Below are 26,107 nucleotides of genomic sequence, written 5' to 3'. Positions count from 1 at the left end.
GCGTGACGGGCGGGCAGATGCTCATTGAATGCTCATTCGTTCGCGGCAACCTCATAACCCACCGCTGCCGGACCGTCCGGCAGGGTGCGAGGCCCCGGCTCCGGCCGGTGGAACTCACGAGGAGGACGAATGGACCTGCAGCTCACCGGCAAGACCGCGGTCATCAGCGGATCGACCCGAGGCATCGGTTACGCGACCGCGAAGGCCCTGGCCGCCGAGGGCGCCGCCGTGATCCTCAACGGCCGTGATCCGCGGAAGCTGATCGAGGCCGTCGACGCGCTGCGGCGCGAGGTGCCGGGTGCGTCGGTCAGCGGTCTGCCCGCCGACTTCGCGGTCACCGAGGACGTCGACCGGCTGTGCGGCCAGCTCCCGAGCGTGGACATCCTGGTCAACAACGTAGGGCTGTTCGAGCTCAAGCCGTTCGAGAAGATCTCCGACGACGACTGGCGGCTCTACTTCGAGGTCAACGTGCTCAGCGGCGTCCGGCTGGCGCGCCGGCTCATGCCGGCCATGCTCGATCGAGGGTGGGGCCGCATCGTGTTCGTCAGCAGCGAGTCGGGCGTCGACATCCCCGCCGACATGATCCATTACGGCACGTCCAAGACGGCGATGCTCTCGGTGGGCAACGGCCTGGCGAAGCTCACGAAGGGCACCGCGGTGACCGTCAACTCGGTGCTGGGCGGCCCGACGTACTCCGACGGCGTCGCCGCGACGGTCAGGATGCTGGCCGACGCGCAGTCTCTGCCCGAGGAGCAGATGAAGGCGGCGATCATCGGCGCCAACCGGACGACCCTGCTGGGCCGATTCATCGAACCCGGCGAGATCGCGAACGCGGTCGCCTTCATCGCCAGCCCGCTCGCGTCCGCCATCAACGGAACGGCGGTACGCGTCGACGGTGGTGTGCTGACGACGGTGCTCTGAACCGGCCCGGACGGAAGCCGGCAAGACGCTGCTGACCGGTTGAGCGGTGGATCCGCGATAGCGTGGCGGGATGCACGGCGGGCGGATCACTTTCGGCGTCCTCGGGCCGGTGATCGCCGAGGACGCGCAGCGTCGGCCGGTCGCGCTGAAAGGTCCGATGCATCGTGCGGTGCTGGGCCGGCTCCTGGTGGCGCGTGGCCGGACCGTACCCGTGAATGATCTCATCGATGACCTGTGGGTCGCGCCGCCGGAGGGCGCGGTTGCCGCGGTGCGCACGTTCGTGGCGGCGCTGCGCAAGGCCATCGAGCCGGACCGCCCGCGGCGGGCACCGGCTACGTTACTGGTCACCCAGGGCCTGGGGTACGCGGTGAGGTGCGCACCCGATCAGGTGGACGCCTGGCGGTTCGAGCAGGCCGTGGCCGAGGCCGCGACGGCGGACCCGGTCACGGCGCTGGCACTGCTGGACGAGGCGCTGTCCTGGTGGCGCGGTCCCGCGTACGCGGACTTCCCGGACGCCGCCTGGCCGCGCGCCGATCGGTCCCGACTTTCCGAGTTGCGCCTGCAAGCCGTCGAACGGCGGGCGCAAGCCCAACTCGACCTCGGACAGCCCGACCGGGCCGTTGCGGACCTGGACGGGCACGTCACCGCACATCCGTGGCGGGAGCAGGGGTGGGGGCTGCTGGCCCTGGCCCTGTACCGGTCGGGTCGCCAGGGTGATGCCCTCGCGGTGCTGCGCCGGGCCCGCGAGCTGCTCGCCGGTCAGCTCGGCGTGGAGCCCGGCCCGGCGCTGCGCACCCTGGAGACCGACATCCTGCGGCAGGAGCCGAGCCTGGCCGGCCCCGGTCGGCCGGATCCGGCCGCCGAGGTGCTGACCCGGGTCACCTCCGCCTACGAACGGGTCGGCGGCGGAGCCCGGATGCGGCTGGAGTCTGCGGTCGGCATGCTGCGCAACCTCGCGGTCACCGGCGCCGGCGGCCTTGAGGTGGCCCGTGAGCAGCGGGCCGCAGCTGTCGCGGCCGCCGAGCAGCTCGGCGATCCGGAGCTGACCGCGCGGGTGATCGGCGCCTACGACGTGCCGGCGATCTGGCCGCGTGCCGATGACGCGCAGCAGGCGGCCGGCATCGTCGCCGCGGCGGAACGGGCCCTGGCGATCCTCCCGCCGACCCGGCCGGACCCGGTCCGGGCCCGGCTGCTGGCCACCATCGCGATCGAGTCGCGGGGCACCCGTGATCCACGACCGGCACAGTGTGCCCGGCAGGCCGAGGCGATCGCCCGCGCGAGCAACGACCCCGCGCTGCTGGCGTTCGCGTTGAACGGCGTGTTCATGCAGAGCTTCGCCAGCACCGGCGGATCGGCCGATCGGGACCGGATCGGCGCCGAGCTGGTCGGCCTGGCGAGCCGGCACGACCTGGCCAGCGTGGAGGTGCTCGGTCACCTGATCAGGCTGCAGTCGAGTTGCGCGGTGGCCGCGTTCGACCGGGCCGATCAGCACGCGCAGGCCGCCGACGAGCTGGCCGCCCGGCACGAGCGGCCGCTGGTCGCCGTGTTCACCCGGTGGTACCGGGCGCTGCGGGCCGACCTGGCCGGTGACGACCGGGCCGAGCGGCTCTACCGGGAGGCCGGTGCTCGGCTCGACGATGCGGGGATGCCGGGTATGCGCGACGGGCTGCTGCCGCTGGCGCTGCTCGGGATGCGGCTGCGCCGGGGACTGCCACCGGAGGCCGGTGATGAGGACTGGGGGCCGTACGAGCCGTGGGTGCGTCCCCCAGTCCCGCTTGCCGACGTGCCGGATCCCCCTGCGGATCTGCTCGCTGAAGCGCTGTGGTGTCTGCTGGGCCGCGCCGCCATCGCCGCCGGCGATCCGGAAACCATGAAGCGGGTCAGGCGAGCACTGCTCCCGGCGGCGGCGGAGTGGGCCGGCGCGGCCAGCGGAGCACTGACGATCGGCCGGGTCGCAGACCATCTGGCAGCGCTGGACGCCGCGCTGCGCACAGCTCGCGCGCGACCCTGCTGCTGGCCAGGCCAGACTCCAGCCGGCTGGGCCGAGTAGCAGGCCACCGGTCGAGGACCGCATCGTCCGGCATTACTGCGAAATCGCGGAGCGGTTCGGCCGGGGCAACCACATGGCACGGACGAATGCGCAGGTCGGCCCTGGCCTAGACAGCTGGAAAGATCCATATCACAATCACGGCGTGACTCTTCCACGGGGCTGTCGGCTATTCCGGATCGGATGTTGTGCACAGGCGCGAAATCGGCGACGCCAGTGCCGCTAGACCCTTCCTGGGCTTCATCCCAGATCTGAGACGCCCCCCCCGACGAAGGCATCCACAGGCCACCGGTCCGCTGACCGGTGGCTCGACGGGTCGTCGCATCTCATGTGAGCAACCGGTGACCGGCCACCGGTTGCTCGCCTCACCCCTTTGGAACTCGACGATTGGTGGTACCGACTCATGTCACTCAGACACGGGGGCGCGAAGACAGCGCGGGTTCGGCATATGGGCCGACCATTGGCGCTGGTGCTGGCCGCGGTGCTGGGCGTCAGCTTGGCGCAGGTCCCGCCAGGGACCCCCGCCGCGGCGGATTCCGGACGTCCTGCCATGCAGGAGCAGCGGACTCCCGCCAAGGGCACGCCGTCGAAGCCCGAGACTCCGCGGCCAGACACCACCGCTGACAAGACCATGGCCCGCGCTGACCGCGTGGTGTGGCCCAGTGCGGGCGTGGCCGAACTCGACGCGGAGGCGGTTGACGCGACTCCGGCCAGTATCGGGGGGTTACGCGTCGATGTCGCGCGGGCCAGGCGGAACGCGGTGGGTGCGTCCAGACTCTCTGCAGCACAGGCTCCACAGCGGGCACAGGTGCAGGTCTTCGATCGGAGCGCCTCCCAGAGAGCCGGCGTCGACGGGCCGATTATCAGTGTCTCGCGGGCTGACAAAGGCACCGCCACAGGTGTGGTCAGCGTCGCCGTGGGCTACGGCTCGTTCGCGCACGCCCATGGTGGTGACTGGGGCGCGCGACTGCGCTTCGTGCAACTGCCGGCGTGTGCGGTGACCTCGCCGCAAAAGCCCGAATGCCGCCGGATGACCCCGCTGGACACGGTCAATGACACCGCCACCCGCACCCTCATCGCGGACGTCGACGCGGCAGCGACTGGAGCCGGGTCCATGGTGCTTGCGATGTCCGCGGGCGACTCGTCGGTCCAGGGCGACTACAAGGCCACCAAGCTGGCTCCGTCGTCATCGTGGTCCACGGCGCTGTCCTCGGGCGGGTTCTCCTGGAACTACCCGATCCGCACGCCTGCGGTGCCGAGCGGACTGGCGCCACAGGTCGAGTTGTCGTACCAGTCGCAAGGCGTCGATGGGCGCACCTCGGCGACGAACAACCAGGGCTCCTGGATCGGCGAAGGCTTCGGCTACGAGCCCGGCTACATCGAACGGCGCTACAAACCGTGTTCTGACGACGGTCACGAGACGTCCGGCGAGCAGTGCTGGGCGTTCCACAACGGCACGGTCATGCTCTCGGGCCACTCGGGCACGCTGGTCAAGGTGACAGACAGCGTGTGGAAGCTGTCGAACGACGACGGAACCAAGGTGGAGCGGATCGAGGGTGCGGTCAACGGTGACGACAACGGCGAGCACTGGCTGGTGACGATCCCCGACGGCACGAAGTACTACTTCGGGCTCAACCGTCTGCCCGGCTGGTCGACAGGCAAGGAGGAGACGGAGTCGGTATGGTCGGTGCCCGTCTACGGCGACGATGCGAATGAGCCGTGCCACAGGTCGTCGGGTTTCGACGACTCGTTCTGCAACCAGGCTTGGCGCTGGAACCTCGACTACGTCGTGGATCCGCGCGGAAACGTCATCTCATACTTCTACGACCGTGAGGTCAACCACTACGCCCGTGGCGGCCGGACCGATGAGGACGGCACTGCCTACCACCGTGGCGGCTACCTCGCTCACATCGATTACGGCCAGCGCCACGAGCAGGTCTACGCCACCTCGCCCGCCGCTCAGGTCGTCTTCTTCACCACGGAGCGTTGCATCCCGGGCGGCGACGTGGACTGCGACGCGCAGGACCTCGACGAGAACACCGCGCCGTCCTGGCCGGACGTGCCGGAGGATCGCATCTGCGCGGCCGGCACGCACTGCGACTTCACGCAGGGATCGGCGACGTTCTTCACCAGGAAGCGGCTCGTCCGCATACAGACGCAGATCCGTGGCACCGCAGGGTGGTTGCCGGTGGAGTCGTGGGCGTTGGAGCACGACTTCAAGGCCAACGACGACAACTCCCGGACCCTGTGGTTGAAGAAGATCACTCGATCCGGCACTCGGAACGGCGTGACCGTGACGATGCCAGCGACCGAGCTCGACGGCATCCAGCTGCCCAACCGCATCGTCCGCGTCGGCGACAACCTCGGCCCCCTGATCCGGTACCGCCTCTCGACGATCAAGACTGACGCAGGTGCGCAGATCACCGTCAACTACAAAGCGGCCGACTGCTCGGCGGGTTCGCTGCCGACGGTCGGCAACTCGACCCACCGTTGCTTCCCTGTGCGGTGGAATCCGTATGGCGGCGGTGAGGACGACGAGACCACGGACTGGTTCCACAAATACGTGGTCGACAGTGTCGTGACCGACGATCTGGTGGGCGGCAATGACGACATGGTGGTCTCCTACGACTACCTCGGCGACGCCGCATGGCGTAAGGGCGAACCTGACGGCTTCGTCGACCCGGCAGACCTGACGTGGTCCGACTGGCGGGGCTACGGGAAGGTGACGGTGCGCACCGGCAACGGCCAGGCGATGCCGGGCCGGGTGGACCACTACTTCCTGCGCGGTATGAGCGGTGGCAAGGTGGCGGACGGCAGCACGCCGACCGTCACCGTGACCGACTCCACCGGGACCACGTACACCGATCACACCCAGTTCTCGGGGCACGAGTACGAGACCATCGTCTACAACGGGGCCGACATCGTCTCCAAGGCGATCAAGCAGCCGTGGCGGCACATCACCCGGACCCAAACCGAGTCGTGGGGCTCCAACGTCGCCGCCATCGTACGGACCGACGTGGCCCGCGATCTGACCGCGATGCCGGCCGACGCGCAGGGCAACCCGGTGTGGCGGGAGACCAAGACGGTCAGCACCTTCGACACGACCTGGGGCCGTCTGCTGGAAGTGGAGGACCTGGGCGAGGTGGGCCCGGGCAAGAGCGCCGACGATCGGTGCACCCGCACCTCATACGTCGACAACCCGGACACATACATGTACGCCTACGTGTCGCGGACCTGGACGGCGGCTGCCGACTGCTCGGTCACCGACCCTGATCTCACGACGCAGCTGCTCGATGACACCCGCCTCAGTTACGACCTGCGAGGCTGGAATCAGGCTCCGCTCGAGGGCACCACAACACGCACCGAGGAGCTCGATCGCTTCGACGGGACTCAGGTCAGGTATCTCGTCGCATCGGAGGTTCTCGAACTCGACGACTTCGGCAGGGCGAAGACGAGCAAGAGCGCTCTGGGCAACACCACGTCGATGGAGTACGCGGAGGCCAACGGCCTCACCGTCAGCGTGAAGTCGACCAACGCACTCGGCTACAGCACCAACAAGGTCATGGACCCGGCCTACGGAGTGCCCACACGTATCACCGACGTCAACGGCAAGCGCACCGACCTGGCCTACGACGAGCTGGGCCGGCTCACAGCGGTGTGGCTGGCCGACCGGGACGCCACGCAGGGCGCGTCGCCGAACCTCAAGTTCGTTTACCAGGTGCGTAATGACAGGACCACGGTCATCACCACCCAGACGTTGCTCAACGACGGCTCCTACCGCAGCACCCATGAACTGTTCGACGGGCTGCAGCGTCTGCGGCAGACCCAGGTGCCGGGGCCGGGAGGATGGATCCTGACCGACACCTTCCACAACGGCAGCGGCCAGACCTACAAGTCCAACGCCGCCTACCTGGCCACGGGTACACCGGGTGACCTGCCGATCGTGACCGCTGAGGGCTCCGTCAACGGGCAGACCACGATCACCTACGACGACGCGGGCAGGCCGATCGCGGAGGCCTACTCCGTCGCCGGTGACGCGCGCTGGGTCACCACCACCTCATACGACGGCAACCGTACTCATGTGGATCCGCCTGCGGGCGGCGTGCCGACGACGACGGTGGTCGACGCGCGGGGGCACACGACCGAGCTGCACCAGTATCACGGCAGCAGCCCGGTGGGCCCGGCGGATGTCACCAACTACACCTATACCTCCGGTGGCGACCTCAAGACCGTGACCGATCCGCTCGGCAACCTATGGACCTACCACTACAACCAGCGTGGTCTGAAAGAGCTCGTCGAGGACCCGGACTCCGGGGACACTCGGTACACCTACGACGCGGCCGGGCAGACCACATCGGTGACCGACAGCCGTGGTGTGAAGGTGTCCTACCGCTACGACAAGCTCGGCCGCAAGACGGAGACCTGGCGAGGCGACCTCGACACCGGCACCCGGACGGCGGCCTGGGTGTACGACGCTGCGGGTAACAAAGGTCAGCTTCACTACAGCCAGCGGATCGTCGACGGTCAGAACTACTTCACCGTCAATACCCTGCGGGACCAGCTCTACCGGCCGCTCAAGGTGCGCTATACCTTCCCCGCCAACGGCACCGGCGGCGTCGGCCCGCAGCTCGGCAAGAGCTACGAGTTCACCACCGCATACAACACCGACGGCTCCGTTCAGTCGATCGGGCTCCCTGAAGCGGGTGGGCTGCCGGCTGAGGCCGTCGCTACGACCTATGACTCACTGCAGCGTCCGATCACCATGACCGGGTTGACGAGCTACGTCACGACAGCCACCTATGGCAATCTCAGTGAGCTGCTGCAGGTGGAGCTGTCCACCGGAGGCACCGGGAAGAAGGCGTGGCTGAGCTGGGAGTACGAGCGCGGCACCGGCCGCTTGACGCGGGCCAGGGTGGATCGCCAGGGCGTGGCAACCATCGACATGGACGCACGGTACGGATACGACGACGTCGGCAACGTGCTGACGATCGCGGACAGCCCGACGACCGGCGCCCGCGACACCCAGTGCTTCACGTATGACCACCTACGTCGGCTCACGGAGGCGTGGTCGACGGCGAGCACCACCAAGACGTGCGCTGACGGGGTGGCGCAGACCGGGGTTGGCGGCGCCGCGCCATATCACCACAGCTGGTCCTTCGACAAGGTCGGCAACCGGCAGACGGAGACGATCCATTCACTCACCGGCGGGGTCGACACGGAACGCGATTACGTCTACCCGGATCAGGGCGAGGGGCAGAACCAGCCGCACGCCCTGACCAGGATCGACGAGACCGGACCTGCGGGCGACCGCACCTATCGCTACCGCTACGACAGTGCCGGCAACACCGTGTGCCGGCCGAACAGCGACGCAACCAACGAGTGTGCTTCCGGCACGGAGGCGGGCCACCAGGCACTCACCTGGGACGCCGAAGGCCGGCTGGCGACGAGCACCCCGGTCGGCGGTCAGCCGACGACGTACGTCTACGACGCCGACGGTAACCGCATCGCCCGCAAGGCGCCCGGTGGCGCCACCACCCTCTACCTGCCCGGGATGGAGTTGGCGCAGGAGGGAACAGTCGTCTCCGGCACCAGGTTCTATTCCATCGGTGAGCAGACGATCGCGGTACGCAAGACCACCGGGGTCTCCTTCCAGGCCGCCGACCATCACGACACGGCGACCAGCAGCATCGACGCGTCTACCGGCGCCATCCACTGGCGGCGCACGACACCTTACGGCACGCCTCGCGACACGTCGGCCCCGGCATTCTGGCCTGATGAGAAGGGCTTCGTCGGTGGCACGATCGACCCGATGACCGGCCTGACCCACCTCGGGGCGAGAGAGTACGACCCTCGTGTCGGCAGGTTCGTCAGCGTCGACCCGATCATGGATCTCGGTGATCCTCAGCAGTGGAGTGCATACGGGTACGCCAACGGCAACCCGCTGGCGATCACCGACCCCACCGGAATGTTGGGTTCGGCGAGTTGCGCTCCCGGATACGTCGGTGGCCCAGGCGCGTGCACCGGCTCCGAGAACGGCAACGGTCCTGACTACGGGACCACGCCGACGACCACGACGACCACCACCACCACGGAGTGCAAGGTCCCGATCTATGTCGATCCGACCTGCAAGGACGGCGACAATATCCTCGCCTACAACTTCGTGCACGAGATCACTACGTGTGAGGAGATGAACGGCCCGGGAACGCACGACATCTGCGTGGCCGCGCTAGCGGAGCGGGCATACCGGGACTGGATCAAGGGCCAGGAGATCCTCCTGTACATCGAGCTGGGGTTGACCATCTGCGGCTTCGCCCCGCTGTACGGATCGGGCTGTGACGGGCTGGATGTCGCGATCTCGTACGTCACCGGGGACAAGGAGGGCGCGGCGCTGTCGGGCGCGGCGATGATCCCCGGACTGGACGGTGCCGGCGCGGCGAAGGTCACTGAACTCATCGGCAACTACCGCACGTTCCGCAAGCTCACCAAGTGCATGAAGAACAGCTTCGACGGCGAGACGCTGGTGCTGATGGCCGATGGTTCGACGAAGCGGATCAGTGAAGTCGAAGTCGGTGACCTCGTCATGGCCGGTGATCCGGTGACGGGCGCGGTAGAGGCACAGCCGGTGACGCAGGTGCATGTCAACACCGACGCGGAGCTGACCGATGTCGACCTCGTCCGATCGGGTTCGGAGCCGGTGTTCTTCCTCGGCAGTGTGCAGGCCGACGTCCTGCACACCACGGCAGGTCACCCGCTCTGGGAGGAGTCGGGCGACCGCTGGGTCGAGGCGGCCGATCTCGTGGCCGGCGAGTCACTGCTGCGGGGCCCGGACGGCACTCGCTACCAGGTGGCCGCGGTGCGGAACTTCACCGGCTCGCAGCAGATGTACAACCTCAGCGTCGCCGTGCTGCACACGTACTTCGTGCGGGCGGCGGAGATGCCGGTCCTCGTCCACAACTCCGGCTGCATCGATCCGCTGCCGATCAAGGGAGGGCAGCAGGCGCCTGGCAAGCCGTACAAGATGAGCCCGGACGAACTCAAGTTCGTCAAGGAACTGTTGAACATGAAGCCCAACTTCAAGGTGTTCCGGACGAACGGCACGATGTCGCAGGGCGACTTCGTCGTCATCGATTACTCGAACCCGAAGAAGCCGGTCGGCTGGGTGGTCGAGTTGAAGAGTTCGAGTGGCGGCTTCCCCGGTGAGCAGTTCCGCAACGCGGGCAACCTGAAGGCGCAGTTCGGGCTCGATAAGATCGAATTCGCGGCGGGTACGCCCGCCGAAATGCTACAAGCGTTGAACCGGGGTAGGGGCTCATGGAATTGATAGTGGTTCCACGCCTGCTGGCCGAATTGCTCGGCCGCGTCGACGACCGGCTGCGCTCCGAGCTGGCGTTCGCGTTCGCCGAGCACGTCCTCGGCGTATGCGGCGAGGCGCTGAGTGAAGCGGAGCGTGCCGCCGCGTCGGAGTACCTGGGTACGGCGCGCGACCTGCTCACCGGGGCTGGTTCGATCGAGCGGCTGGCTGAGGCGCACCAGGTCTTCTTCGCCACGCGTGGCGACGGCTCGAGCCAGGCGGACCGCATCATGTGGATCGCAAAGCTCACGGTCGACGCGACCTGCCAGCGGGCGCTGGAGGAGCACGGTGTCCGGGCCAGGCAGCACTACCAGCCTGGAGTGCTCGACGTGGCCCGGGAGGGCCAGCAGCTGGTCGCGGCCTGGACGGCGCGCAGCGCGGACACAGGCGCTGCCGCGAGCCTGCGGCGGGCAGCCTCCTGGGAAGAAGCGCGCTGGCAGCTGATACGGCTGGTGGCGGCGATTCCTGTCCCGGGCGCCGCAGCCACGGGGCACGACCCCGAGTAGCGGAGCCAGTGAATTGACCGAGGCTCTGCCCGCGCCGCTGCCACGGCGTGGGCAGAGCCTCGGTCGTGGTGGTCCTCGTGGCCGCATCAGGTGCCGTCGACCCTGGCTAGCGTTGTTCGCGTCACCGAAAGGGGATCAGATGGGCTCCACCCGCGTCACGGTGTGCCTTCCCGCGCACCGGCGAAACGAGGTCGACGCCGCCATCGCGGACGCGCTCGCACCGTTCGAGGCGATGCAGGGTCACCCGGACGAACGGGATGTCTGGGACTCGTGGACCATCCGCGGCGGCAGTGACGGCAGCGGATTCTGGATCCGGCCCGGCGCCGAGGACGACCCGTGGCTGGTGCACGATGCGGCGCGGTACGACGGCATGCCGCTCCCGAGCAGGGCGGGCCTGTGCGCCGGCGGCCCGGTCGGGTCGCTCGAACTGGCCGGGGCACGTGACCACGTGGTCGGTCTGGCGGCCGACATGTGTGATCTCTGGCAGCAGCTGTCGGCGCGGTACGCCCCGCCCCGGCCCCTGGAGACCTTCGGTGAGATCAGTCTGATCAACCTGTTCGACGACATCGCGGCGCGGCGGCACGGCTATGAGGTCCAGTCGCTGGTCAAGGAGTTCCTGGCCGTCCACCCGTGGGATCAGCTGGGAACGGTGCTCGGCTACGGGGAGGACCTGACCCGGCTGTTCGCCGCCGGTCGCGACGAGATCCTGGCCACCGCAGCCCGGCTCGCGGCGCATCGGACCGACCTGCTCACCCTGGACGGCTGGTGGGTGCAGCAGGACGGCCAGGCGACGCACGGCAGCTGCGACACCTGGGAGAGTTGCCCGCATCGAGCCGACATGCCCGCCCATCCGGGCGACCTGCTGCCCATGCTGGCCGAACTCCCCGATGACGTGATCATCGTCTGCGTGAAGTGCCACACCTGACAGCCGCTCATGGGCCGAGGCGGCGGGAGCCGGTCCGGCCGTCGAGGTTCCAGCGCAGGTCGAGGCGGCAGCCCGGGGCGGCCTGGAACTGCGCCACGCCCTGCAGGTGCGCCCCGGCGAACCGTTCCTGCTCGGGGGTCAGGTCCACCTGCGGCGGTTTCAGGTCGTCGCCGACCCGGGTGCGGCCCAGCGGCACCGGCAGGTGCGTGGACAGGAACAGCGCGACCAGGTCCGCCATCGCCCCGCCGACCAGCGGACACGGGCCGCGCAGGGCCGAGCCCGTGTCGGCGGCGCGCAGGTAGTCGAAGTGCTCGCCCTGGTACACGGCCGCGTAGCGGGGCTGGGGCAGGCCGTCCCAGACCTTCGTCGGCCGGTCCAGGTCCTCGAAGGCCAGGCCGAGACCGTCGCCGTCGGCCCAGGCGAAGAACGTCGGCCGGCCGATCGCCGTGAGCACCGCCTGCCGGTCGTTCAGTTCCGCGTACGGCGCGCCGAGGCTGGCGAACGCGGCGAACGCCGGGTTGGCCGCCATCACCCGCGAGCCCAGGACCCCGCCGTAGGAGTGTCCGACCACGGCGGTCGACTCCGGCCGCGTGTCGACCCAGCGCCGGTGCTCCCACTGGTTGCGCACCCACGCCAGGTCCCCGGCCGCCGCCGCGATGGCGGGGTCGTCGGCGCCCTGCGACAGCACCGCGGTGTGGCTGGGCACCACCACCACGTACCCGCACCGGGCCAGCACCGCCGCGAACCGCTCCCAGCGCGCGTGGTAGCCGGTGTTCGGCACGCCCTGCGGCGGCTGCCCGTGCAGGAACAGCACCACCGGCCACTTCGTCAGGCACAGCTTGAGCATGGGGGCGTTCGCGGTCGCGCCGTCGTAGCTCGGGTAGTACACGCGCACGTCGCGCGGCGTGCCGTGGACGGCCGCGGTCAGGTCCTGCACGCCCCAGAACACGGGGCGGCCGATGTCGGGGTTCCAGGTGACGCCCCCGGACTCGGCCGGATCCTCCGGGCAGCTGCCGGCCGCCGCTTCGATCGCCTCCCGGCAGCCCGGCAGCAGCGTCAGCGCCGTGAGCCCGCCGAGGCCCGCCAGTGCCCGTCGCCGGGACAGCCCGGCCGCAGTGTCCGCCATCGACCGAGCATGCGGCCCCGGTAGCCGCCGCACTGTGCGATGGGCGACTGCCGCCGGTTCGGCTATCCGACACCCAGCCGGTGATCGAGCAGGTGGCCGACGTGCCGAGGACCGTCCAGCCGGCATGGCAGCAGCCTGTCGGGTGGCGGCCGATGGCGCACTTTCACGTTCATGGCACTCTCTGCGCAGTGAGTTCGCCCGGGCGTCGGGTGGCCGCGGTCATAGCCGATAGACTTTGGAGTATGGGTGAACCCCTCTGCTGATAACGCGCTGGAGCTGCTGGGTCGCGCCATCAGCAGTGGCGGGGGATGCGCGACCTTCCTTCTGGCCGACGCCGGAGAGGTCGGCGACTGGGCGGGTGACACCAACGCGACGTCATCGGACCCGTACGACTTGGAGGGCTCGGACTGGCATCGCGTGATGCTCGAATCCCTGGACGACGACGTGGTCGAGGTCGACCTCGGAGCCGGGCGGGGCCTCGGCGTCACCATGGGAGAAACCGGCCGGCACACGGTCTTCCGCACGCCGACCGGACTTCTCCTGGCGACTCGCACGGGCGGTCCCGCCGGCGACGCCGACTACCCGACGGCCGCTGGTTCCACCGAGCGTCTCCTCGGCTCCGACGCCTTCTGGGACTTCATCGCCTCGCCGCTGACCAAGCCCTTCCTCGGTGGCACCCTGCGCACACCGAGCGGCTGGCTGATGATCATGTCGGCCATCGCGCCGGCCAGAGGACTGCACCGCGACGACTCACCGGTCCGGCTGCCCGCCCTGCTGGACGACGCCGAGCAGTCCGGCACGGACGCCGTCGAGCTCAGCGACGGGTACGGCGGCCGGGCGTTGCTGGTCCGGGTCGGACCGACGGCACTGTCCGTGTGGTTCGAACCCCAACACAGCGACCCGGCGCTCGGCACCGTCGAGCGATGCGAACTGCGATGCGAACAGTAGCGATGTCACGGTGAGCGCGGTGGTAGCGGGATGAACCCACTGGTGCGGTTGACATAGTCGGCGTATCCGGGCCGCCGTTGCAGCAGGCTTGCCTCCAGCAGCGGTTTTCCGGTCTTGGCGGCCAGGAACCAGGTCATCAGCAGCGGGGACAGGATCGTCGCGGCGCCCGCCCCACCGCTGGTGGCGGCGAGCAGGTACAGACCCCACCAGACGCAGGCGTCACCGAAGTAGTTCGGGTGACGGGTGTAGCGCCACAGGCCCGTGTCGAGAACCCTCCCGGCGTTGGCCGGGTCGCTGGTGAACCGGAGCAGCTGCGCGTCGCCGACGGTCTCGAACCCGAAACCGACCAGCCATACGGCCACGCCCACGGCCAGCCACGCGTCGGCGGGGGCCGATGAGTACTGCGCGACCTGCACGGGCAGTGAGATGAACCAGATCAGCGCACCTTGCAGCAGGTAGACCACGCCCAGGGCGTAGACGTGCCGGTTGCCTGGGGCGTGGGCCAGCAGCCGTTCGTAGCGGCGGTCCTCGCCGTGCCCCCAGCCGCGCCAGGCGATGTGCGCCGCCAGCCGCAGGCCCCACACCACGGTCAGCGCGGTGACCACGGCGCGGCGCACCGGGTCGCCATCACCGGCCGACAGCAGATACGTGGTCACGGCCACTGCGACGAAGCCGAGGCCCCACGCGACATCCACGCCCCGGTGACGGCCCAGCACCACCCCGAACACGAACGCGGTCAGCACCACCGCCAGCGCCGCGCAGGCGCTGACCGCCAGGTTCATCGCGAGCGGGCTCATCGGGCCGCCGAGAGCGTCTGCGGGCCGATGCCAGACCCCTCATCGCCGGGACGTACCGCCAGGACCTGGTCCACGTCCATCCTCCGCTCCTCGACCGCCGGCGCCCCGCCGACCAGGCTGAGCCGCCGCACCCGCGCGGTCGGCTCCCCGTGCTCCCATTGTCCTCGGCAGCCTCCTGCGCGGCATGGGTCGGTGGCGCCACCGTACGGCGGCGCCACCGGTAGGAGGGTCAGCGTGCGGTGACGGTTTTGAAGCCGCGCAGCCGCAGGCTGTTGGACACGACGAACACCGACGACAGCGCCATCGCCGCCCCGGCGATCATCGGGTTGAGCAGCCCCAGCGCCGCCAGCGGCAGGGCAGCGACGTTGTAGGCGAACGCCCAGAACAGGTTCGTCCTGATCGTCGCCAGAGTGCGGCGCGACAGCCGGATCGCGTCCACGGAGGCCATCAGGTCACCACGGACCAGGGTCAGGTCCGCGGCCTCGATCGCGGCGTCGGTGCCGGTGCCCATCGCCAGGCCGAGGTCGGCCTGGGCGAGGGCGGCGGCGTCGTTGACGCCGTCACCGACCATCGCCACGACCTTGCCCTGTGCCTGCAGCCGCTTGACGACGTCGACCTTCTCCGCCGGCAGGACCTCGGCGATCACCTCGTCGATACCGACCTCGGCGGCGATCGTCGTGGCGACGGTGGTGTTGTCGCCGGTCAGCAGCACCGGCGTCAGTCCCAGCGCCCGCAGCCCGGCCACCGCCTGCGCGCTGGTCGGCTTGACCACGTCGGCGACGGCGAACACCGCCCGCGCCGCGCCGTCCCAGCCGGCCAGCACCGCTGTGCGCCCGTCGCGTTCGGCGGCCTGCCGCGCCGCTTCGAGCTCGGCGGGCACGGCCAGGCCATGCTCGGCCAGCAGCGCAGCCCGGCCCACGACCACGGCGACACCGTCGACGGTCCCCGTCACCCCCAGGCCCTGGGTGTTGGCGAACCCGGACACCGCCGGCAGGTCGCCTGCCTGCGCCGCGGCCGCGGCGACGGCCTGCGCGATCGGATGCTCTGACGCGGCCTCGGCGGCCCCGGCCAGCCGCAGCGCGCCCGCACGGTCGGTGCCTTCGGCGGTGACGACGTCGACCAGCGTCATCCGGCCGGTGGTGACGGTGCCGGTCTTGTCCAGCACGACCGTGTCGACGCGGCGGGTCGATTCCAGAACCTCCGGGCCCTTGATCAGGATGCCGAGCTGTGCGCCGCGGCCGGTGCCGACCAGCAGCGCGGTCGGGGTCGCCAGGCCAAGCGCGCACGGGCACGCGATGATCAGCACGGCTACCGCGGCGGTGAACGCCGCCGCGACGCCGTTGCCGGTCCCGAGCCAGTACCCGAGGGTCGCGACCGCCAGGGCGAGGACGATCGGGACGAACACCGCCGAGATCCGATCCGCGAGGCGCTGCACGGCGGCCTTGCCGGTCTGGGCCTGCTCGACCAGCCGCGCCATCTGCGCCAGCTGCGTGTCGGCCCCGACCCGTGTCGCCTGGACGACCAGTCGCCCGCCGACGTTGACGGTCGCACCGACCACCCCGCCGCCGGGACCGACCTCGACCGGCACGGACTCACCGGTCAGCATCGACGCGTCGACGGCCGAACTGCCGTCGGTGACGACACCGTCGGTGGCGATCTTCTCCCCGGGGCGTACCACGAACAGGTTTCCCACGGTCAGCTGCGCGACCGGGATGCGCTGCTCGCGGCCGTCGCGGATGACGGTGACGTCCTTGGCGCCCAGCTCCAGCAGCGCCCGCAGCGCCGCACCCGCGCGGCGCTTGGACCGGGCCTCGAAGAACCGCCCGGCCAGGATGAACACCGTGACCGCAGCGGCGACCTCCAGGTAGATGTTGCCCGTGCCGTCGCTGCGCGAGATCGACAGGCTGAACGGATGCGTCATACCCGGCCGGCCGGCGGTGCCGAGGAACAGCGCCCACAGCGACCAGCCGAACGCGGCCAGGGTCCCGACCGAGATCAGGGTGTCCATGGTCGCGGCACCGTGGCGCAGGTTGACCCACGCGGCACGGTGGAACGGCGCACCGCCGTACACCACGACCGGCGCGGCCATGGTCAGCGACAGCCACTGCCAGTTCGTGAACTGCCACGCCGGCACCATCGCCAGCAGCACGACCGGCACCGCCAGCACTGCCGAGACCCACAGGCGCTGCCGCAGCCCCGCCAGTTCGTCGACCGGCTCGCCTGCCTCGCCCGGTGCGGGTGCGGCGGCCGGGGCGGCGGCGGTGTAGCCGGTCGCCTCGACCGTGGCGATCAGGTCATCGGCCGACAGCGTGTCGGGGAAGGTGACCGAGGCCTTCTCGGTGGCGTAGTTGACGCTCGCGGTGACCCCGTCCATGCGGTTGAGCTTCTTCTCGATCCGCGCGGCGCAGGAGGCGCAGGTCATACCGCCGATGGACAGCTCGATCTGCCGGGTGGCGTAGGTGAGCTGCGTGCTCTGGCTCATCAGTGGCCTCCTTCGTGTCCGTGCGGCGATGCGCTGGGCGCGGGCGCCGGAACTGCCGGCGCAGGCGGGGTCTGCCCGGCGACTGCGGTGAACGCCGCGGTCCGTACGGCACCCGCGTGCTGGAAGTCCAGGAACAGCCGGTAGGCCCCGTCGGAGGGGACCTCGGCGTGGAAGACGATCTGCGGACCGGCCGTGGTGCGTCCGTCGCCGGGCTCACCGTCGGGGTGCACATGCAGGTAGGCCAGGTCCCCGTCGCGCAGCGCCACCAGGTGGCCGTACGCGGCAAGGTAGGGCTGCAGGTCGGTGACCGGTTTTCCGTCCCTGGCCACGGTCAGGGTCAGTTTCGACGACGTTCCGGGAACAAGGTCGCCGCCGAGGGTCACGGTGTAGCCGTCGACGGTCGCCGTGCGGCCAGGCGAGGGCAGCGGCTGCGGCCGGTAGTCACCTGCGGCAGGCAGGTCCACGCCCAGGGTCAGCGGCCGGTCGCGGCCTGCGGGCTGGAAGTCGGCGAACAGGCGGTACTGCCCGGCAGCGGGCGCCTTCAGGTCGATCTGCCATACGCCGTCGGCGCCCAGTGTCGGGTGCACGTGCTGGAAACCGGTCAGATCCCGGCGGACGGCGATCAGGTGCAGGTCCTTGTCGTGCGTCGGCGTGTAGCCGGTGACCGGTTTGCCGTCCGGGCCCAGGACCGCCAGCCGCAGCGGGGCAGGCGAGCCGGTGGACAGGGCGGCGGTCAGCGGCTGCAGCCGGTAGCCGTCCTGGGCGGTCTGCAGCCCGCCGGGAACCGCGGGTGCGGCGGTGGTGGCCGGTGCCGGGTTGTGGCCCCCGTGTGCTGTGGGTGAGACGTGGGTGTCGTCCGCGGCGGCGGGGGAGGGGCCGGCCCGGTGTCCGGCCCCGTACGACGCCGCGAACACCGCTGCCAGACCGAGCCCGAACAGGCTCAGCTTGAGCGGGGTGTTCATGACTGCGCTCCGATCAGCTCGTAGCCGGCCTCGTCGACCGCGCCGGCGACCGCGGCCCGGGCGAGGGGTTCGGTGCTGGTCACGGTGACCGAACCGGTCGTCAGGTCGATCTGCACACCGGTCACGCCGTCGATCCTGCCGACCTCGGCGCTGACCGAGCTGACGCAGTGCCCGCAGGTCATGCCCTTGACGGTGTATACGGTCTCCATCGCCGCTCCCTTCGAGTGTATACCCCAGGGGGGTATGTCACGGCCACCGTAGCATACCCCCCGGGGGTGTATGCAAGGCGTGAGACATGAAGGCCGTCACATCGGCCGCACCCACCCCACCGGTAGCTGCTGACACCCACCCGACTGTGCGGATGCCTCCCGCGTATCAACCGCGGTACCCCCGGCGGGTATCTCCCGACCGGGATGCCCGTCCGGCGGTCGCAGTGGCAGTACGCGGCGGGCGCCCGTGATCGGGCGCCCGCCGCGTGACGACGCGATGGCCCGCTCAGCCGCGCTTCATCAGCCGTCCGACCGCGGCCATCATCTCGGTGGCCATCTCGTCGGCGCGGCCCTGCTCGGCGCCTTCGTGCATGCAGTGGCGGGCGTGTCCGTCGAGCAGGCCGAGCCCGACCTTGTCCAGCGCGGCCTGGATCGCCGAGATCTGGGTGAGCACGTCGATGCAGTACCGGTCCTCTTCGACCATCTTCTCGATGCCGCGGACCTGGCCCTCGATCCGGCGGATGCGGGTCAGCAACTGGTCCTTGCTGGCGGTGTAGCCGCGGGTGGGCCTCGGGGCGGCAGGCTCGGCGGGGTGCGTCGGCGTCGTCATGGCACCACTATAGCGAAACCCCCGGGGGGTATGTTAGCGTTCGAGCACCGTTCAGATACCCCCACCGGGTATAGCGCACTGCGGATCACGAACGGTCAAACCACGGGTGGGCACTACCCCCACGGGGTATGTTCCGAAGTGGATCTAGAGAAGACGGTATTGGGGACCGACATGAACGACCACACCGGCGACCACACCGGCAACCACGACCACGGCATCGAGCAAGGCGCCCGTGTCGCCGAAGTCGCGCTGGACTTCTGCTTCTGCGGCACCGAACTGGCCGCCCTCGAACGGTTCCTGACCGGGCAACCGGCGATCACCGCGGCCCGTGCCGACCGCACCCGTGCCGTCGTGCACGTGACCTACCACCCGCACCGCACCGACCCGGCCGCGATCCGCCAGTTGCTGAGCAGCCACGGTTACGGCTGCCAGTGCGTCGATTGCGACGCCTCCTGCTGCCAGCCGGGCCACCCGGCCGCCGGAGCGCCTGACGAGCTGCACGCCCACGGCCACCACCCCAGCCATACCGCCGCAGCAGCCGCCGCCGAGTCCCACACCGCACACCACGACGGCGGCCACAGCGCCAACCCCGGCACCGTGACCGCGGCGCGTCCTGACACCGGCCACGGCGAACACGCCGTGGACCACGACGACGCCCAGCACGGCGGGCACGCCGAGCACGGCGGACACGACGAGCACGCCGGTCACGGGGCCGACATGGTCAACTCGATGCTGCGCCGCTTCGTCGTCAGCGCGGTCCTCACCATCCCGATCGTGGCGTTCTCGCCGATCGGCGAGGCGGTCGGCCTGCCGTCGCAGCCGCCGTTCGGACTGTCGATGGGCTGGTTCGGGCTGATCCTGGCCACCCCGGTCGTGTGGTGGGGTGGCTGGCCGTTCATCTCCTCGGCCGCCCGCTCGCTGCGCTACGGCGAGGTCACCATGATGACCCTGATCGCCGTCGGCATCCTCGTCGCCTACCTTTACTCGGTGGGCGCGACCCTGACCGGCGGGCACGAGGTGTTCTTCGAGGCCGCCGCGATGCTGACCACACTGAGCCTGCTCGGACACTGGCTGGAGATGCGCTCACGCTTCGCCACCGGCCGCGCCGTGGAAGCGCTGCTGTCGCTGGCGCCGCCGACGGCGATCGTGCGCCGCGACGGCCGGGAGTCCGAGATTCCGCTGGAGCAGGTCGTCACCGGTGACGTCATCGTCGTCAAGCCCGGCGCGAAGATCCCCGTCGACGGCGCCGTCGCCGACGGCACGTCGTACGTGGACGAGTCGATGATCACCGGTGAGCCGGTGCCGGTCGCCAAGCAGGCAGGCGACACCGTTGTCGGCGGCACCATCAACACCACCGGCGCGTTCACGTTCACCGCCACCGCCGTCGGCGCCGACACCGCCCTGGCCCGCATCGTCGCCATGGTCCAGAACGCGCAGGCGTCCAAGGCCCCCGCGCAGCGCCTGGCCGACACGGCCGGCAAGTACCTGGTCTACGTCGCGCTCGGCGCCGGTGCGCTGACGTTCGCCGCGTGGATGCTGTGGGGCGCCCACAGCGTCGGGTTCGCGCTCACCGCAGCGGTGTCGGCGATCGTCATCGCCTGCCCCGACGCGCTGGCCCTGGCCACCCCGACCGCGATCACCGTCGGCGTCGGGCAGGGCGCCCGCGGCGGGGTGCTGTTCAAGAACGCCACCGCCCTGGAAGCGACCGCCGGCATCGACACCGTCGTGTTCGACAAGACCGGCACCCTCACCCAGGGCAAGCCGGCTGTCACCGACCTCGTGTCCGCGGCGGGGTTCACCGACGAGGACCTGCTGCGCCTGGCCGCAGCAGCCGACCAGCCCTCCCAGCACCCCCTCGCCGCGGCTATCGTCGACGCGGCCAGGCGGCGCGGCTTCGACGTCACCCCACCGGAGGCGTTCGACTCGATCCCTGGCCACGGCGTCGCGGCCACCGTCGGCGGCCGCACGGTCCTGATCGGCAACGCCCGCCTCATGCAGCGCGAAGGCGTCGACGTCTCCCGGCTGCGGCAGCAGGCCGCCGTGCTGGCAGCCGACGGCAAGACCGCGATGTACGTCGCCGCCGACGGCAGGCCGGCCGGTGTCGTCGCCGTCGCCGACCCCGTCCGCGACCAGGCCCGCACCGCGATCACCGAACTGCACCGCGCCGGGGTCCGCACGGTGATGCTCACCGGCGACCAGCACTCCACCGCCGAAGTCGTCGCCCGCCAACTGGGCATCGATACCGTCGTCGCCGAAGTGCCGCCCGAGGACAAGGCCGGCCACATCACCGCCCTGCAGCAGTCCGGGGCGAAGGTCGCCATGGTCGGCGACGGCGTCAACGACGCCCCCGCCCTCGCCCAGGCCGACATCGGCGTCGCGATCGGCGCCGGCACCGACGTCGCGGTGGAGACCGCCGACGTCGTGCTCATCCGCGACAACCCGGCCGACGTCGGCTACGCCCTGTCCACCGCCCGCGCCGTCCGGAAGAAGATCAAACAGAACCTGTTCTGGGCCGCGATCTACAACCTGCTCGCGATCCCGGTCGCCGCAGGCGTGCTGTACCCGAGCCTGGGCATCCTGCTGCAACCGCAGTGGGCGGCCCTGCTGATGAGCGCCTCCACCATCATCGTCACCTTCAACGCCCTGCTGCTGCGCCGCCGCAGGCCACCGGCCCGGCAGGCCCGGCCCGCCACGGCCGGCTGAACGCACCGAGGCCGGTGTCGGGCGTCCGGCGGACGCAACTCCGCCAGAACCGCACGGTGTTGCGGGGGCGCCCGGCGGCGCCCCCGACCGGTCACGGTGTGCTGTAGCCGAAGGTGTACGAACCGGAGCCCGACACCGATTGCAGCAGGTACGTGTAGTACCCGGCGGTGCCGCTGTAGGTGAGAGTCTCGTCAGGGCCGCCGGTCGCGGCACTGGCCACGACGGTCCACGCCGAGCCGTTCCACTTCTGCAACTGCAGGTTGAACTCGGCTCCGGCGGGACCGTCCAGGCAGGCCCGGTGCGTGCCCGACACGGCGGTGTAGTAGTAGGTGCCGTCGGGCTGGTACGCCGAACCGCCGCCGGACAGACCGCCGGTCCGGGTGCTCTGATATCCGCTGCACCCGCCGCCACCGCCGATCTTCGCGCGGATGGCCCGGTCCATGACATCCAGGCCGACCAGGTTGAACGGCTTGCCCAGCGTGCGCATCAGCGAGTCCTGCGAGGGCCGGTAGATCCCGTTGGCGTACTGGTGGCCGCCCTGATGGCAGCCGATGACCCCGCCGTCGGGAGTCGCCCGGCCCAGGTACGCCGACCACTTGGCGCAATCCGACGACTTGGTGACGTTGGGTTCGCGCGGCTCGGCGCCGGTGTAGGTGGTGCCCGCGGTCCAGTACTCGTCGGCGAGCCCGCCCACCGAATGGCCCAGCTCATGGATCGCGATCTGCCCCGCTCGCGCGTTGCCGCCCGACACCGTCGCCAGGCTCGGATACCCCGCCCCGCCGTACTTGGTGGTGTTGCCGACCGCGACGATCGCGTCGACGGCCGGGGCCTGGGCGGCGTACTGCTTGGCCTTGGTCTTGTTCAGGCACAGCAGCCGCTCGATGCCACCGCACCAGAAGTACATGTCGAGCGCGGTGTTGCGGCTGATCCCCTGGGTCGGGTCGTTGTCCACACCGGACTGCGCGGAGACGACCTCGACGAGCCACACGTTGACCGAGGCGCGGTGCGTGCTCCAGGGCGCGGTCGCGGCGATCTCGTCCCACTTGGCCTGGGCGTGCTGGCGCAGCAGGCCCATCTCCGACGAGGTGTATCCGTCACCGACGATGACCAGGTCGAAGCGCTCGCTCGACGGTCCGGTGTCCTGGATCGCCACCGTGGCGGCAGCGGCGGCCGCGACGCGGCTGTCGGGGCTCATCGTGGCGGTGCGTTCGGCGGGCAGCAGCATGGTGGCGATGGTGCCGTCGGGGGAGAACACCTCCCGCCACTGCCGGTCCTGCGGCGCGGCGGTCGCGGGCGCGGCGGTGAGGGTCAGGATCGCCGACAGCAGCGCGGTCGCGGCGAGGGGCAGGGGACTTCGGCGCATCGGCGCCTCCTCTGAGGGCTGGTACGGAAACGCCCGCCGTCACTGAACCCGAGACATCGATGACGGTGCGTGGATGGCGTCTCACTGTGCCGCCCGGCAACCGGGCACCGGCAATCCCGGTGTGCCATAACCGCGACGTGATGGCCGCGCCCCGCACGGCCTTCCCCGCACGCCCGGGTTGGCATAACGTGCCGCTCGTGGAGCTCGAATTGCGCCATTTGCATTCGCTGTGTGTGATCGCCGACTCCGGCAGCCTGACCAAGGCCGCCACCCAGCTCGGCGTCTCACAGCCCGCGCTCACCGCGCAGCTGCAACGGGTGGAGCGCGAACTCGGCGCGCAGATCTTCCTGCGCGGCCGCCGCGGGGTGACCCCGACCCCGCTGGGCCAGTACCTGCTCACCCGCGCCCGCGGGGTGCTGCTGGCAATGGATGAGCTACGCAGCGGCGTCCGCCGGCACCCGTCGACGCAGCGGCCGGTCGTCCGGCTCGGCGGGATCGCCGGCGCGGTGTCGGTCGGTCTGGCCGACCGCCTCAGCGACCTGCTGCCCGAAGCCGAGGTCCGGCTGACCACCGAATACTCGCCCCGCCTGCTGTGGGAGCTGCTGCTGGCCGGACGACTGGACGCCGTCGCCACGGTCGACTACCCCGGGTTTCCGCTGCGCCAGCCGGTCTCGGTCCTGGCGGAGGTCGTCGCGGTGGAACCGGTGTTCGTCGCGATGTCGCACCAGCACCGTCTGGCCGGCCTCGACCGGGTCGACCTGGCCGAGCTGGCCGACGAACCCTGGGCGCTGAGCCCGCCGGACGGCTCCGGCTGGCCCGACTGCTTCCTCGTCGCCTGCGAGCAGGCCGGGTTCAGGCCGCGCGTGCTGTACACCGTCGCCGATGCGCAGCCCCTGCGCGAGCTCATCGCCACGCGGCGTGCGATCGCCGCCTGCCAGGCGGTCTTCGACAGCACCGACGGCGTCGCGGTCAGGCCGCTGGCCGGCGATCCTGTGAAGATGCGGCACCTGCTGGTCTGCCGCGACGAGGGCCCGCTGGCGCACATGTTCGACGGGCTGGTACGCCTGGCCCGCGAGGCGTACTGGGCCTACGCCGGCCGTCGTCCGCACTACCAGGCCTGGCTGCACGCCAACGGGCAGTCCAGCGGGTAGGTCCGCGAGCCGATCGATTTGGCAGCAGCACCGTCGGGTGGAGGGAGCGAAATCCACCCACCCGACGGATACGATCCGCGCGGGAACCTCAGAGGGTCAGCACGACGGTCGAGATGCTGCGGGCGCCGACGGTCACGGTGGCCCGACCTCCGTTGACGGTCACCGGCTGGCCGGCCGCATTGGCGTTCTGGGATGTGAGGTAGTGCGCCGCTGCCGCGACCTGCGCGGGCGCCTGGATCACCGCGTTGCTGATGGTGCTGGACGACCGGTTGAGGATCACCAGGGTGATCTTTCCGTCGCCCTGGTAGGCGGTCACCTCCAGCGGTGCGGCCTTGGCGCTCTTGGTCAGGGCGATGCGCTGGTAACCGGGTCGGACATACTTGGCGTACTGGGAGAACGCGTAGCCGCGCTTGAGCGGAGCCCCGGCCGTGGTGCCGTACGCGGACTCGCCGTCGCCGATGAACGAGTAGAAGCGCTTGCCGTACCACCAGATGTAGGCGCTCCAGTTCGACTCCATCGACTTGTGCACCGTGCGCATGATGTCGTCGAGCGTCTCGTTCCAGACCGCCAGGTTGGCCGGGTTGCCCCAGATGTTCGAGCCGCTGCCGTCTGCTTCGTGGAAGTTCCACTCGGTCATCCACACCGGCTTGCCGTACTGGGCAGCCCGCGCGTACGGCGCCAGCCGCCCCGAGGATTCGGTGCCGTACAGGTGGCCGCCGATGTAACCGATGTTGTCGCGGGCGCACGAGTCGTTCAGCGTCGGATCGGTGTAGCCGTAGTTGAGGTTCACCGCCTCGGCGACCATCAGCCTGGTGTTCTGCACTCTCGCGCCCTGGGCGCAGACGAAGGTCTGCAGTTCCGTGCCGCTCCAGTCCATGGAGTCGTAGTCGGGGTGCCAGTCCGGTTCGTTCTGTACGGAGGTGACGTCGATCGGCACGCCCTGGCCTCGCATGTACTGGACATAACTGTTCAGGTGGTTGGCGTAGTCGTCGTAGTAGTCGGTCCTCAGCTTGCCGCCGTTGACCCGGCTGTTGTTGGTCTTCCACGCCGCGGGCGCAGTCCACGGCGACGCGAGGATCTTCACCCCCGACCCGTAGGACTTCGCGGTCTTCAGGGCGTTCACGTGCGTCGACCACTCGCTGGAGACCGGTGAGACGCCGGTCCGCACGATCGACAGGCCGAGCTGGTTCTGGCCCAGGCCGACCAGCGTCTGCGTCTCGGCGGTCGACCAGGCTCCGCCCCAGATCGACGTCGCGGCCCCGAACCCGTCGATCGTCTGGTACCTGCCGGCGGTGTCCACCGTGATGTCCGGGGTGGTGGTCGGTGAGCTGCTCGGGGCAGCGCTGGGTGACGCGCTCGTGGTCGCCGTGGGCGAGGCGGTCGGCACCACGCCGCCGGTGCAGGCCGTCCCGTTGAGCACGAACCCCGTCGGAGCGGGATTGCTGCCGGTCCACGAGCCGTTGAAGCCGAACGACACGGTGCCGTTGGTCGCGACGGAGCCGTTGTAGCCGACGTTTCTCGCGGTGACCGCGGCGCCGCTCTGGGTCAATGTCGTGTTCCACGCCTGCGTGACCGTCTGGCCGGCGCCGAACGACCAGGTCAGCGTCCAACCGGTCACGGGGTCCCCGAGGTTGGTGACGGTGACGGCGGCGCCGAACCCACCCGTCCACTGTGACGACACGGCGTAGTTCACCGCGCAGCCCGCCGCCGCGGCCGACACCGGCACCGCCACGGCGACCGCGGCTGACGCCACCAGCACCGCGGCGACCGTCACCAGCCCGGCATGGTTGATGCTGCGTCTGTTCATGGGTCCCTCCTCGAACATGATCGGCCGGTGCTGATGGGGTGCCCTGCCGGTCCGGTCCGGCAGGGCACGACTCGCGATGTCAGCGCTGCAGGGTGAGCAGGCCTGGCCGGTAGGGCAGCAGCCCGTAGTCGCCGCCGGAGTTGGGCGAGCGGCCCTGGTAGAGCAGTTGCAGGTTGCAGGGGTCGATGGTCATGGTCTG

At 70.2% G+C, this 26,107-nt stretch carries 16 protein-coding genes; 8 read left to right on the top strand and 8 right to left on the bottom strand.

Annotated elements, in window-relative coordinates:
- The first annotated feature begins 129 nt into the window (after nt 1-129).
- The 5 genes from AB0B35_RS36920 to AB0B35_RS36900 all read left to right on the top strand — a co-directional run bounded on the left by AB0B35_RS36920 (nt 130) and on the right by AB0B35_RS36900 (nt 11,750).
- Entirely contained in the window at nt 130-921 is a 792-nt protein-coding gene (locus AB0B35_RS36920; RefSeq protein ID WP_361055024.1) for an SDR family oxidoreductase, read from the top strand.
- Between the two features lie 70 nt (nt 922-991).
- Complete coding sequence (locus tag AB0B35_RS36915) at nt 992-2,971, top strand: BTAD domain-containing putative transcriptional regulator (RefSeq protein ID WP_361055021.1); 1,980 nt, start codon at nt 992-994, stop codon at nt 2,969-2,971.
- A gap of 466 nt (nt 2,972-3,437) precedes the next feature.
- Nucleotides 3,438-10,289, top strand: coding sequence for an RHS repeat-associated core domain-containing protein (locus tag AB0B35_RS36910; protein WP_361055135.1), 6,852 nt, complete (start codon nt 3,438-3,440; stop codon nt 10,287-10,289).
- Nucleotides 10,280-10,825 (top strand): hypothetical protein, encoded by a 546-nt coding sequence (locus AB0B35_RS36905; protein WP_361055018.1) that lies wholly within the window; start codon nt 10,280-10,282, stop codon nt 10,823-10,825. Before AB0B35_RS36910 ends, AB0B35_RS36905 begins: the two co-directional genes overlap by 10 nt.
- Nucleotides 10,826-10,964: 139 nt before the next feature.
- Complete coding sequence (locus tag AB0B35_RS36900; protein WP_361055015.1) at nt 10,965-11,750, top strand: hypothetical protein; 786 nt, start codon at nt 10,965-10,967, stop codon at nt 11,748-11,750.
- A gap of 7 nt (nt 11,751-11,757) precedes the next feature.
- Here AB0B35_RS36900 and AB0B35_RS36895 read toward each other — a convergent pair whose 3' ends face one another.
- Entirely contained in the window at nt 11,758-12,876 is a 1,119-nt protein-coding gene (locus AB0B35_RS36895; protein WP_361055012.1) for a hypothetical protein, read from the bottom strand.
- Nucleotides 12,877-13,122: 246 nt separating this feature from the next.
- Here AB0B35_RS36895 and AB0B35_RS36890 point away from each other — a divergent pair, with 246 nt between their 5' ends.
- The gene (locus AB0B35_RS36890) at nt 13,123-13,824 is read left to right on the top strand and encodes a hypothetical protein (RefSeq protein WP_361055009.1); all 702 of its coding nucleotides are present in this window, start codon (nt 13,123-13,125) and stop codon (nt 13,822-13,824) included.
- A 5-nt stretch (nt 13,825-13,829) separates the two neighbouring features.
- On the opposite strand, the gene AB0B35_RS36885 is transcribed toward AB0B35_RS36890, so the two are convergent.
- From AB0B35_RS36885 to AB0B35_RS36865, 5 genes are all read right to left on the bottom strand, one after another.
- On the bottom strand, nt 13,830-14,621 hold the full coding sequence (locus AB0B35_RS36885; RefSeq protein WP_361055006.1) for a DUF1295 domain-containing protein: 792 nt from the start codon (nt 14,619-14,621) through the stop codon (nt 13,830-13,832).
- Nucleotides 14,622-14,850: 229 nt separating this feature from the next.
- On the bottom strand, nt 14,851-17,103 hold the full coding sequence (locus AB0B35_RS36880; protein WP_361055003.1) for a heavy metal translocating P-type ATPase: 2,253 nt from the start codon (nt 17,101-17,103) through the stop codon (nt 14,851-14,853).
- Nucleotides 17,103-18,065 carry a hypothetical protein gene (locus AB0B35_RS36875; protein ID WP_361055000.1) on the bottom strand — a complete coding sequence of 321 codons (963 nt, stop codon included), beginning with the start codon at nt 18,063-18,065 and terminating at the stop codon, nt 17,103-17,105. Before AB0B35_RS36875 ends, AB0B35_RS36880 begins: the two co-directional genes overlap by 1 nt.
- Nucleotides 18,062-18,274: a heavy-metal-associated domain-containing protein gene (locus AB0B35_RS36870; protein WP_361054997.1), complete on the bottom strand. Its 213-nt coding sequence runs from the start codon at nt 18,272-18,274 to the stop codon at nt 18,062-18,064. The genes AB0B35_RS36875 and AB0B35_RS36870 overlap by 4 nt, the downstream gene beginning before the upstream one ends.
- A gap of 286 nt (nt 18,275-18,560) precedes the next feature.
- Nucleotides 18,561-18,884, bottom strand: coding sequence for a metal-sensitive transcriptional regulator (locus AB0B35_RS36865; protein ID WP_361054994.1), 324 nt, complete (start codon nt 18,882-18,884; stop codon nt 18,561-18,563).
- Nucleotides 18,885-19,055: 171 nt separating this feature from the next.
- Here AB0B35_RS36865 and AB0B35_RS36860 point away from each other — a divergent pair, with 171 nt between their 5' ends.
- Nucleotides 19,056-21,587: a copper-translocating P-type ATPase gene (locus tag AB0B35_RS36860; protein ID WP_361054993.1), complete on the top strand. Its 2,532-nt coding sequence runs from the start codon at nt 19,056-19,058 to the stop codon at nt 21,585-21,587.
- Between the two features lie 91 nt (nt 21,588-21,678).
- Here AB0B35_RS36860 and AB0B35_RS36855 read toward each other — a convergent pair whose 3' ends face one another.
- Entirely contained in the window at nt 21,679-22,950 is a 1,272-nt protein-coding gene (locus AB0B35_RS36855) for a M64 family metallopeptidase (RefSeq protein ID WP_361054990.1), read from the bottom strand.
- A 197-nt stretch (nt 22,951-23,147) separates the two neighbouring features.
- On the opposite strand from AB0B35_RS36855, the gene AB0B35_RS36850 reads away from it, so the two are divergent.
- Nucleotides 23,148-24,101 (top strand): LysR family transcriptional regulator, encoded by a 954-nt coding sequence (locus AB0B35_RS36850; protein ID WP_361054987.1) that lies wholly within the window; start codon nt 23,148-23,150, stop codon nt 24,099-24,101.
- 88 nt (nt 24,102-24,189) lie between these two features.
- Here AB0B35_RS36850 and AB0B35_RS36845 read toward each other — a convergent pair whose 3' ends face one another.
- A complete protein-coding gene (locus AB0B35_RS36845; RefSeq protein ID WP_361054984.1) occupies nt 24,190-25,908 on the bottom strand; it encodes a cellulose binding domain-containing protein in 1,719 nt (572 codons plus the stop codon).
- Between the last annotated feature and the right edge of the window lie 199 nt (nt 25,909-26,107).

The sequence above is a fragment of the Catellatospora sp. NPDC049133 genome (genome assembly GCF_040648455.1).
In the GTDB taxonomy this organism is placed as follows: domain Bacteria; phylum Actinomycetota; class Actinomycetes; order Mycobacteriales; family Micromonosporaceae; genus Catellatospora; species Catellatospora aurea.
This window is presented reverse-complemented; position numbering and strand designations above follow the sequence as displayed.

Excerpts from the sequence above, each read along its gene's own strand:
- AB0B35_RS36860 (WP_361054993.1), top strand. The coding sequence starts at position 19,056 with ATGAACGACCACACCGGCGACCACACCGGCAACCACGACCACGGCATC.
- AB0B35_RS36880 (WP_361055003.1), bottom strand. The coding sequence starts at position 17,103 with ATGAGCCAGAGCACGCAGCTCACCTACGCCACCCGGCAGATCGAGCTG.
- AB0B35_RS36870 (WP_361054997.1), bottom strand. The coding sequence starts at position 18,274 with ATGGAGACCGTATACACCGTCAAGGGCATGACCTGCGGGCACTGCGTC.
- AB0B35_RS36885 (WP_361055006.1), bottom strand. The coding sequence starts at position 14,621 with ATGAGCCCGCTCGCGATGAACCTGGCGGTCAGCGCCTGCGCGGCGCTG.
- AB0B35_RS36900 (WP_361055015.1), top strand. The coding sequence starts at position 10,965 with ATGGGCTCCACCCGCGTCACGGTGTGCCTTCCCGCGCACCGGCGAAAC.
- AB0B35_RS36915 (WP_361055021.1), top strand. The coding sequence starts at position 992 with ATGCACGGCGGGCGGATCACTTTCGGCGTCCTCGGGCCGGTGATCGCC.
- AB0B35_RS36855 (WP_361054990.1), bottom strand. The coding sequence starts at position 22,950 with ATGCGCCGAAGTCCCCTGCCCCTCGCCGCGACCGCGCTGCTGTCGGCG.
- AB0B35_RS36875 (WP_361055000.1), bottom strand. The coding sequence starts at position 18,065 with ATGAACACCCCGCTCAAGCTGAGCCTGTTCGGGCTCGGTCTGGCAGCG.
- AB0B35_RS36895 (WP_361055012.1), bottom strand. The coding sequence starts at position 12,876 with ATGGCGGACACTGCGGCCGGGCTGTCCCGGCGACGGGCACTGGCGGGC.
- AB0B35_RS36865 (WP_361054994.1), bottom strand. The coding sequence starts at position 18,884 with ATGACGACGCCGACGCACCCCGCCGAGCCTGCCGCCCCGAGGCCCACC.
- AB0B35_RS36905 (WP_361055018.1), top strand. The coding sequence starts at position 10,280 with ATGGAATTGATAGTGGTTCCACGCCTGCTGGCCGAATTGCTCGGCCGC.
- AB0B35_RS36920 (WP_361055024.1), top strand. The coding sequence starts at position 130 with ATGGACCTGCAGCTCACCGGCAAGACCGCGGTCATCAGCGGATCGACC.
- AB0B35_RS36845 (WP_361054984.1), bottom strand. The coding sequence starts at position 25,908 with ATGAACAGACGCAGCATCAACCATGCCGGGCTGGTGACGGTCGCCGCG.